Consider the following 472-nt stretch of genomic DNA (forward strand, 5'->3'; position numbering starts at 1 on the left):
CACCAATGCGAAACGGAAGTTTTCTGGAACGTTGCACCACAGAGGGTGATAGTCCCGTACGTGTATGCAGCGGTGTTCTGGCAGTGTCTTGAGTACCGTGGGTTGGTATTCTCGCGGGAATCTAGGGGTCATCAACCTCTAAAACTAAATACACCTCGAAACCGATAGCGTAGTAGTAGCGTGAGCGAAGGCTGAAAAGTAACCCTGGAAAGGTGGTTAAAAGTGCCTGAAATTGACCGGTGATAGTGGGTTATGGCGTGCAAGGATCTTCTTCGTGAAGGAACCCGTCGCGAGGCGGTAGTACGGGCGAAGTTGCCAGCGTCATAACGTACGTTTTGAAGAACGGGCCAGAGAGTTTATTCTATAGGCGAAGGTTAACTCAAAAAGGGAGCCGAAGGGAAACCAACAAGTCCGTAGCCTTCGGGCATGGGACGGCGTATTAAAAGTGCGCGGAGTCTGTAGGATAAGACCC

The 472-nt window shown here is 50.8% G+C and carries 1 rRNA gene; it reads left to right on the forward strand.

The annotated features are described in order from the left end of the window. Positions 1-472: ribosomal RNA gene (locus ABH15_RS13820) — 23S ribosomal RNA — on the forward strand; the annotation flags it as partial.

Source organism: Methanoculleus taiwanensis, assembly GCF_004102725.1.
In the GTDB taxonomy this organism is placed as follows: Archaea; Halobacteriota; Methanomicrobia; order Methanomicrobiales; family Methanoculleaceae; genus Methanoculleus_A; species Methanoculleus_A taiwanensis.